At 63.5% G+C, this 7117-nt stretch carries 9 protein-coding genes; 4 read left to right on the top strand and 5 right to left on the bottom strand.

What is annotated here, in order from left to right:
- From EN994_RS11970 to EN994_RS11960, 3 genes are all read left to right on the top strand, one after another.
- The coding region (locus tag EN994_RS11970) for a hydantoinase B/oxoprolinase family protein (RefSeq protein ID WP_206530399.1) at positions 1–456 on the top strand (456 nt) is incomplete at its 5' end.
- 123 nt (positions 457–579) lie between these two features.
- Positions 580–1356 carry an ABC transporter substrate-binding protein gene (locus EN994_RS11965; RefSeq protein ID WP_063170417.1) on the top strand — a complete coding sequence of 259 codons (777 nt, stop codon included), beginning with the start codon at positions 580–582 and terminating at the stop codon, positions 1354–1356.
- A gap of 51 nt (positions 1357–1407) precedes the next feature.
- Positions 1408–2538: an aminomethyltransferase family protein gene (locus EN994_RS11960; protein ID WP_063169688.1), complete on the top strand. Its 1131-nt coding sequence runs from the start codon at positions 1408–1410 to the stop codon at positions 2536–2538.
- A 191-nt stretch (positions 2539–2729) separates the two neighbouring features.
- Here the strand turns inward: EN994_RS11960 and EN994_RS36830 are convergent, their stop codons facing one another.
- Entirely contained in the window at positions 2730–2993 is a 264-nt protein-coding gene (locus tag EN994_RS36830) for a hypothetical protein (RefSeq protein ID WP_335919021.1), read from the bottom strand.
- A gap of 10 nt (positions 2994–3003) precedes the next feature.
- Here EN994_RS36830 and EN994_RS36825 point away from each other — a divergent pair, with 10 nt between their 5' ends.
- Positions 3004–3318, top strand: coding sequence for a Fic family protein (locus tag EN994_RS36825; protein WP_335919019.1), 315 nt, complete (start codon positions 3004–3006; stop codon positions 3316–3318).
- Positions 3319–3396: 78 nt separating this feature from the next.
- Here EN994_RS36825 and EN994_RS11945 read toward each other — a convergent pair whose 3' ends face one another.
- The 4 genes from EN994_RS11945 to EN994_RS11930 all read right to left on the bottom strand — a co-directional run.
- On the bottom strand, positions 3397–4053 hold the full coding sequence (locus EN994_RS11945; protein ID WP_027161152.1) for a methionine ABC transporter permease: 657 nt from the start codon (positions 4051–4053) through the stop codon (positions 3397–3399).
- Positions 4034–5131: a methionine ABC transporter ATP-binding protein gene (locus EN994_RS11940; RefSeq protein ID WP_063169689.1), complete on the bottom strand. Its 1098-nt coding sequence runs from the start codon at positions 5129–5131 to the stop codon at positions 4034–4036. The genes EN994_RS11945 and EN994_RS11940 overlap by 20 nt, the downstream gene beginning before the upstream one ends.
- A gap of 91 nt (positions 5132–5222) precedes the next feature.
- The gene (locus tag EN994_RS11935) at positions 5223–6077 is read right to left on the bottom strand and encodes a MetQ/NlpA family lipoprotein (protein WP_013528557.1); all 855 of its coding nucleotides are present in this window, start codon (positions 6075–6077) and stop codon (positions 5223–5225) included.
- Positions 6078–6321: 244 nt separating this feature from the next.
- The coding region (locus EN994_RS11930) for an aldehyde dehydrogenase family protein (RefSeq protein WP_127307553.1) at positions 6322–7117 on the bottom strand (796 nt) is incomplete at its 5' end.

Here is a 7117-nt window from a genome sequence, read left to right as displayed (position 1 = left end):
GTGCTCTACCGCCACTACGCCTTGCGTGAAGGCTCCGGCGGCGCCGGCAAGCATCGCGGCGGTTTCGGCCTCGCCTATGAGGTGGAAATCCTGCGCGGCGACGCCCGCGCTTCCTTCGTCATGGACCATGGCCGGTTCGGCCCGCAGGGCGCGCTTGGCGGCAAGGACGGCGCCGTCAACACGGTGACCGTCTTCCGCAACGGCGAGGAACACGTGCCGCCGCATTTGTCCAAAGAACAGGACATTGCGCTCAAGGCCGGCGACCGCGTGCGCGTCGGCACGCCGGGCGGCGGCGGCTATGGCGATCCGCTGCAGCGCGATGCCGATCTTGTGCTGCGCGACGTGGCGCTGGGGTACTACACATCAGAGGAAGCCACCGAAAAGTTTGGCGTTGTCCTCTCGGCCGGGGAGTTGGCCATCGACCGGACGGCCACCGACAAGCAGCGCGTCGGCTAACACATCACCGATCGCTCGCCTGGTCTGCTCGCCGCGCCGTGATCGCCGCAGCGCATGTCGTTTCCGTCTCCGCCGCGCGCCTGGAAGACCGTAGACTTCCCGCTTTCAACGGGGATCTCGAACATGCGTCTTTTCGGTCGTTTCGTGCTTGCCGCTTCCGTCGCCCTCACCCTTGCCACTGGTGCCGCCTCCGCCCAGGACAAAAAACTCAGGATCGGTACCGAGGGCGCCTATCCGCCCTTCAACTACGCCAGTGCCGACGGCACGCTGGGCGGCTTCGACATCGAGCTGGGGAAGGCGCTGTGTGCTGAGATGAAGGCCGAGTGTGAGTTCAGCGTGCAGGATTTCGATGGCTCGATCCCGGCGCTGCAGGCCGGCAAGTTCGACGCGATCATCAACATCACCATCACACCCGAGCGGGCCGAGAAGGTCGAGTTCACCCACAAATACTACCAGACGCCGCCGGCTATCGCCGTGCCCAAGGATTCGACCATCGCGGGCACGTCGCCCGATGATCTGAAAGGCAAGGCGCTCGGCGTGCAGACCGCGACCATCCACCAGAAATTCGCCGACCAGAAATATGCAGGCTCGACGGTCAAAGCCTATCCGACGGGCGACGATGCCCGCACCGACATGGCCAATGGCCGCCTCGACGCGATGATGGACGGCTCGATCATCCTGACCGAGTGGTTGAAGAAGCCAGACGGCGCCTGCTGCAAGCTGCTCGGCACGCTGACCGCCGATCCGGCCATTCACGGCCCTGGCGTCGGCATCGCGCTGCAAAAGGGCAATAAGGAACTGGCCGACAAGCTCAATGCGGCCATCGACGCGCTGCGCGCCAATGGCAAGTACAAGGAAATCAACGACAAGTACTTCTCCTTCGACGTCTACGGCAGCTGAGACGACAACATGCCTTCCGGCAGCGCCGGCTGGCGCTGCCGTTTTTCTTGAATGATGGAGACTTCCTTGGCTGAGCGGCGTTCCCCTTTCTACAGCAGCATCGTCGGGCTGGGCGCGACCATGGGTCGTGTCGGGGGCGATTTCATCTCCGCTAAAACCTATTCCGGCATTGCCGACGAGCATCTGAACACCCGCAAAAATGTCGGCGTGCAGGATCTCAGCACCATGGGCAAGATGGACATCAAGGGGCCGGACGCCGAGGCGCTGGTCAACCATGTCATCGTCAATAATGCCGCTGCCATGAAACCGGGCCAGGTCCGCTATTCCACGGTCTGCCGCGAGGATGGCGGCATCATGGACGACCTCACCGTGTTTCGGTTGGGTCCGGAGCACTTCATGCTGGTAACCGGCTCGGTCAACCGCCTGAAGATGCTGCCCTGGCTGTTGCATCACGCGCAGGGTCGCAAGGCCTATGTCACCGACATAACCGCAGCCATCGCCTTCCCGACCATCCAGGGCCCGCGCTCGCGCGAACTGTTGAAGGCGATGATCTCGGATGCCGATCTGGACGGGCTGAAACGCTGGTCGTTCACGTCAGGCCACATCAACGGCACGCGGGTGCTGATCTCGCGCACCGGGGTCACCGGCGAGCTCGGCTTCGAGCTGTTCGTGCCGGCCGACGAGGCCGCTTCGGTCTGGGACGCGCTGATGCGGACCGGCCGGGACTTTGGCCTGAAACCCTATGGCGTGCTGGCAATGTTCACGCTGGGCCTGGAAAAGGCCTATCCGGCGCACGGCATCGACATGGACGAGAGCCGCACCCCGTTCCATGTCGGCCTCGACCGCTGGATCAAGTTCGACAAGGGCGATTTCGTCGGCCGGCAAGCGTTGCTCAAGGTCCGCGACAAGGGCCTCGACGAGCAATGGGTCGGCCTGATCCTCGACGGCGACACGCCGGCCGCCACCGATGCCAGGGTCCTGGCCGATGGCGAGGACGCCGGCATCGTCACCTACAGCGATCACGGCTATTCCCTGGGCAAGGTGCTGGCCACGGCGCACCTGCGGCTGCCTTTCACCGCGATTGGCACCGAACTCAGCATAGACATCGATGGCAGGCCGAGCCGGGCGGTCGTGGCGCCGATACCGTTCTTCGATCCCGAGGGGGGGAGGTTGCGCGGCTAACTGGGCTTACCCTGGAAATCATTTTGGTCTCTCCTCAATGGTTATGATATTGTCTCGAAATGAAGTCTCCTAGCTCACGAGCCAGCCGTTCAGCCAAGACCGGCCAGTTCGTGCTGACCAGCGAGCGCGGCGAGAAAATCAGCGCCGTGGAAGGCATGACCTTATCGCCTCGCATGGCGAAATTACTCGCCCTAGGCGTACGACACGGACTGTCCGGTGATGAGCGGCGTTCGCTCATCAAGGAAGAAATCCGCAAGAAGAAATAGACGTTGGTCTACGCCGCTGAGTTCGATCCGCTGTGCTACCCCGGCACGACGGTGCTCATTAACCTGTTGGACATCCGCGACCAGGCTGAGCTTGATGAAGTCGAGCTCGCGCTGTTCCTGACTCGCGCTGACGAGCCATTGCCGGCAGGCGAACTCGACTACCGTCACTATCTCGGCCTGCACCGGCACCTGTTCCAGGATGTGTGGCTGGGCCGGTCAGCCGCGCACCATCCGCATCGGCAAGGCCGGCAATTGGTTCTGCTATCCCGAACACATCGCCACCGAGATGGCGCGGGTCTTTCGCGAACTCGGCAATCCCGACCGCTTAGCTCATCTCGACGGCACCAGCTTTGCGAAGCATCTGGCGCACATCGTCGCGGAGATCAACGCCGTGCATCCGTTTCGCGAAGGCAACGGCCGAACCCAGCTCACCTTCCTTGCGATGCTCGCCGAGCACGCGGGCCTGACATTCAATGACGACATCCTTGACGGGATCGCGTCATTCAAGCCATGATCGACAGTTTCAGCGGTTCAGAAGCGTCATTGCAAGCACTGATAGAAGATATCATCGCCTAGTTCGTCGGCCTAACAATCACCCCCGTCTATCCAGCCTCGCCACCAACCGATCCCCCACCCATTGGATGCCGCAGACCAGGATGATCAGCACGATGACCACTGCGATCATCACCGACGTCTCAAAACGCTGGTAGCCGTAGCGGATGGCGAGGTCGCCGAGGCCGCCGGCGCCGATCGCGCCGGCCATGGCTGACGCACCGATCAGCGTCACCAGCGTCACCGTGAAGCCGGCGACGATGCCGGGCAGGGCTTCTGGCACCAGCACCTCGCGGATGATCGTCCAGCGGTTGCCGCCCATGGCGCGCGCCGCCTCGATCAGCCCGCGATCGACTTCGCGCAGCGACACTTCGGCGATGCGCGCATAATAGGGCGTGGCGGCGATCGACAGCGGCACGATGGCTGCCCATGTGCCGATCGAGGTGCCGACGATCAGCCGCGTCACCGGGATCAGCGCCACCAGAAGGATGATGAAGGGCACCGAGCGGAAACCGTTGATGATGGCGCCGAGCGCCCGGTTCACCCAAAGGCTTTCGGCAATGCCGCCGCGTTCGGTAGCAATCAGCGCCAGGCCGAGCGGCAGGCCGAAGACCAGCGAGATGAGGCCGGAGGCGGCCGTCATCAGCACCGTCTCCCAGATCGAACGCAGCAGAAGTTCAAACAGGATTGGCGACATGGCCAAGCACCTCCACCCGCGCCTGGCGAGCCTTCAGGAATGTGATGATGTCAGCAAGATGATTTGCATCGCTGCCGGGAACCGAAAGGAACAGCGTGCCGACCGGCTGCTGCTGGATATGGTCGATGCCGCCATGGACGAGGCGGAAGGCGCCCGGAACCGCAATCGCAAGGTCGGACAGCAGCGGGCCGCTTGCCGCCTCGCCGGCCACGTCGACGCGCAGGATGGTTTCCGCACCGGCCGCCGGCAGCAGCCGCGCTGCCAGCTCGGCCGGCAGCTGCGGCCTGATGGCGCCGAGCAGGCTGCGTGTGATCTCGGAGCGTGGGTCGGCAAACACCGACCAGACCGGCCCTTGCTCGACGATGCGTCCGGCGTCGATCAACGCCACGCGGTCGGCGATGGAACGGATCACCTCCATCTCATGGGTGATCAAAAGGATGGTCAGGCCAAGCTGCCGGTTGATGTCCTTGAGCAGTGCGAGGATGGAGCGCGTCGTCTCCGGATCGAGCGCCGAGGTGGCTTCGTCCGACAGGAGCAGCGCCGGGCGCGCGGCAAGCGCCCTGGCGATGCCGACCCGTTGCTTCTGGCCGCCCGACAGCGACGCCGGATAGGCCTTGGCTTTCTCCGACAGGCCGACAAGATCGAGCAGTTCGGCGGCGCGCTTCAGCCTCTCGGCTTTCGGCCGGCCCTCGATCTTCAGCGGCAGCGCCACATTGTCCTCGACGGTCTTGGCCGACAGCAGGTTGAAATGCTGGAAGATCATGCCGATGCGCCGCCGCAGCGGCTGCAGGTCGCGCTCGCCGAGCCGGCTGATCTCGCGGCCCTCGATGAACACCTCGCCGGAGTCAGGCCGTTCCAGCCCGTTCAGGCAGCGGATCAGCGTCGATTTGCCGGCGCCGCTGCGGCCGATGATACCGAGGATCTCGCCCTTGCGCACGGTCAGCGAAATGCCGTCGAGCGCCGCCGTCACACCGAAATGGCGCTTCAGGTCGACAAGGCGCACGACATCCTGAGATGCGTCGGGCCGGGTCTGGGTCGGATCGGCGGTCTCCCCGGATGCCGTGATATGCTGGTTCATGAATATTCCTGTTCCCGAAAACGCAATCGCGGCCCGCGCCTGAGCGCGGACCGCTGTTGCTCTCGAACCGGGCTTCCGGCCGAGGACCGGATCAATAGGCGCTGAGGCCGGTGCCCTTGTAGACCTTGTCGAACTCGGCCTTCACCGCCTCGTTCTGATAGGAAGCCACCAGCGTCTTCACCCAGGCCTCGTTCTCGTTACCGGTCTTCACCGCGATGAAGTTGCGGTAGGGATTGTCGGCGATAGGCTCCTGCGCGATGCGGTTTTCCGGCGACAGGCCGCTTTTCAGCGCCCAGTCGGTGTTGACCACGGCCGCATCGAGATCCTCGACCGAGCGGCCGACGATACCGGCGTCAAGTTCCTTGATCACCACCTTCTTCGCGTTCTCGGCGATGTCGGCGGTGGTGGCCAGAATGCCGGTGCCATCCCTGAGCTTGATCACGCCCTCGTTCTGCAGCACGCGCAGCGCCCGGCCTTCATTGGATGGGTCGTTGGGCACGCCAATGACCGCGCCCTCGGGCAGGTCGGCAACCTTGCTGAACTTCTTAGAGTAGAGGCCGATCGGCCAGACGCCGGTATAGCCGACACGGACGATGTGGTAGCCTTGCGTCTTGATCTGGTTGTCGAGATAGGGCTGGTGCTGGAAGGCGTTGGCGTCGATCTCGCCGCGCTCCAGCGCTTCGTTGGGCTGGGTGTAGTCGTTGAATACCACCGTCTCGATGGCAAGGCCCTTTTCGGCGGCTTGCGCGACGACGACGCGCCAGACGTCCTCGTCCTCGCCGCTGATGATGCCGACCTTGATCGCCTTCTTGTCCTCGGCAAACGACGCATGCGGTGCAATCAGGCTGCCGATCGCGACGACTGAGGCGAACAGCAGAGCAAGGCCACTGCGCCGGTTGACGGTTGACCCGGGGGAAGATGGCAAAGTGTTCTTGAAGTCAGTCATGATTGATCTCTGCGGTTGTGAAGTCATGGCAGCGAGGCGGATTGCCTAGCCTTGGTCGCATCCTCAGAAATTCTATCAAGTTTATCAAAGAACGCGTTTCGCCATTCTCGCCAAAGCCGGGAATATTCTCTCAAAATTTTCAAGAGCGTGAGCAAAAGCCGCTGCTTGGCCGGCCGCAGCGGATCGCGGCGCGATCTTGCGCGCGTCTGGAGGTCGTCAGATTCTCAGAGAGCTCAGCGTGCCGTCAAAGCGCGATCCAGGCCGCCTTCAGTTCCAAATATTTCTCCAGCGCGTGCAGCGACTTGTCGCGGCCGAAGCCGGACTGCTTGACGCCGCCGAGCGGCACGGTGATGTCGGCGCCGCCATAGGTGTTGACGTGGACGACGCCGGCATTGATGGCGCGCACCATGCGATGCGCGGTGGAGAGATTGGCGGTCCACACCGCGGAGGCAAGCCCGTAGACGGTCGAATTGGCAAGCCGAACCGCCTCCTCCTCGGTCTCGAAGCGCATGACGCCGAGCACCGGCCCGAACACCTCCTCGCGCGCCAACTGCATGTCCTGCATGACATTCTCGAAGATCGTTGGCGCCATGTAGCTGCCACCGGTCTCGGTCAGCATCCGCTGGCCGCCGGTGACGAGACGGGCACCTTCTTCCGTGGCCCTGGCGACGAAACCGAGGTTCTTGTCCAGCTGTTCGGCGCTCGATACCGCGCCGACATCGCTGGTGAGATCAAGCGGATCGCCGACTTTGAGCCGCATGGTTGCCGAGAGCAGTTCGTCCATGAAGCGGTCGTAGACCGCTGACTGGACGAGAAGCCGCGAGCCGGCGACGCAGACCTGGCCGGAATTGCGGAAGATGCCATTGGCCGAGACGACCGCTGTCTGTTTCAGGTCCGGGGCGTCGGCAAAGACGATGTTCGGCGACTTGCCGCCGAGTTCGAGGAAGACGCGCTTCAGATTGGAGCGAGCGGAATATTCGAGCAGCCGCCTGCCGACCGGGCCGGAACCGGTGAAGGCGATGGCGTCGACATCCATATGC

The organism is Mesorhizobium sp. M7A.F.Ca.CA.002.09.1.1 (assembly GCF_003998555.1).
GTDB classification, from domain to species: Bacteria; Pseudomonadota; Alphaproteobacteria; order Rhizobiales; family Rhizobiaceae; genus Mesorhizobium; species Mesorhizobium ciceri.
This window is presented reverse-complemented; position numbering and strand designations above follow the sequence as displayed.

Coding starts and splice junctions, on each gene's coding strand:
- EN994_RS36825 (WP_335919019.1), top strand. CDS start 3,004: ATGTGTGGCTGGGCCGGTCAGCCGCGCACCATCCGCATCGGCAAGGCC.
- EN994_RS11940 (WP_063169689.1), bottom strand. CDS start 5,131: ATGAACCAGCATATCACGGCATCCGGGGAGACCGCCGATCCGACCCAG.
- EN994_RS11960 (WP_063169688.1), top strand. CDS start 1,408: ATGATGGAGACTTCCTTGGCTGAGCGGCGTTCCCCTTTCTACAGCAGC.
- EN994_RS11945 (WP_027161152.1), bottom strand. CDS start 4,053: ATGTCGCCAATCCTGTTTGAACTTCTGCTGCGTTCGATCTGGGAGACG.
- EN994_RS11965 (WP_063170417.1), top strand. CDS start 580: ATGCGTCTTTTCGGTCGTTTCGTGCTTGCCGCTTCCGTCGCCCTCACC.
- EN994_RS11935 (WP_013528557.1), bottom strand. CDS start 6,077: ATGACTGACTTCAAGAACACTTTGCCATCTTCCCCCGGGTCAACCGTC.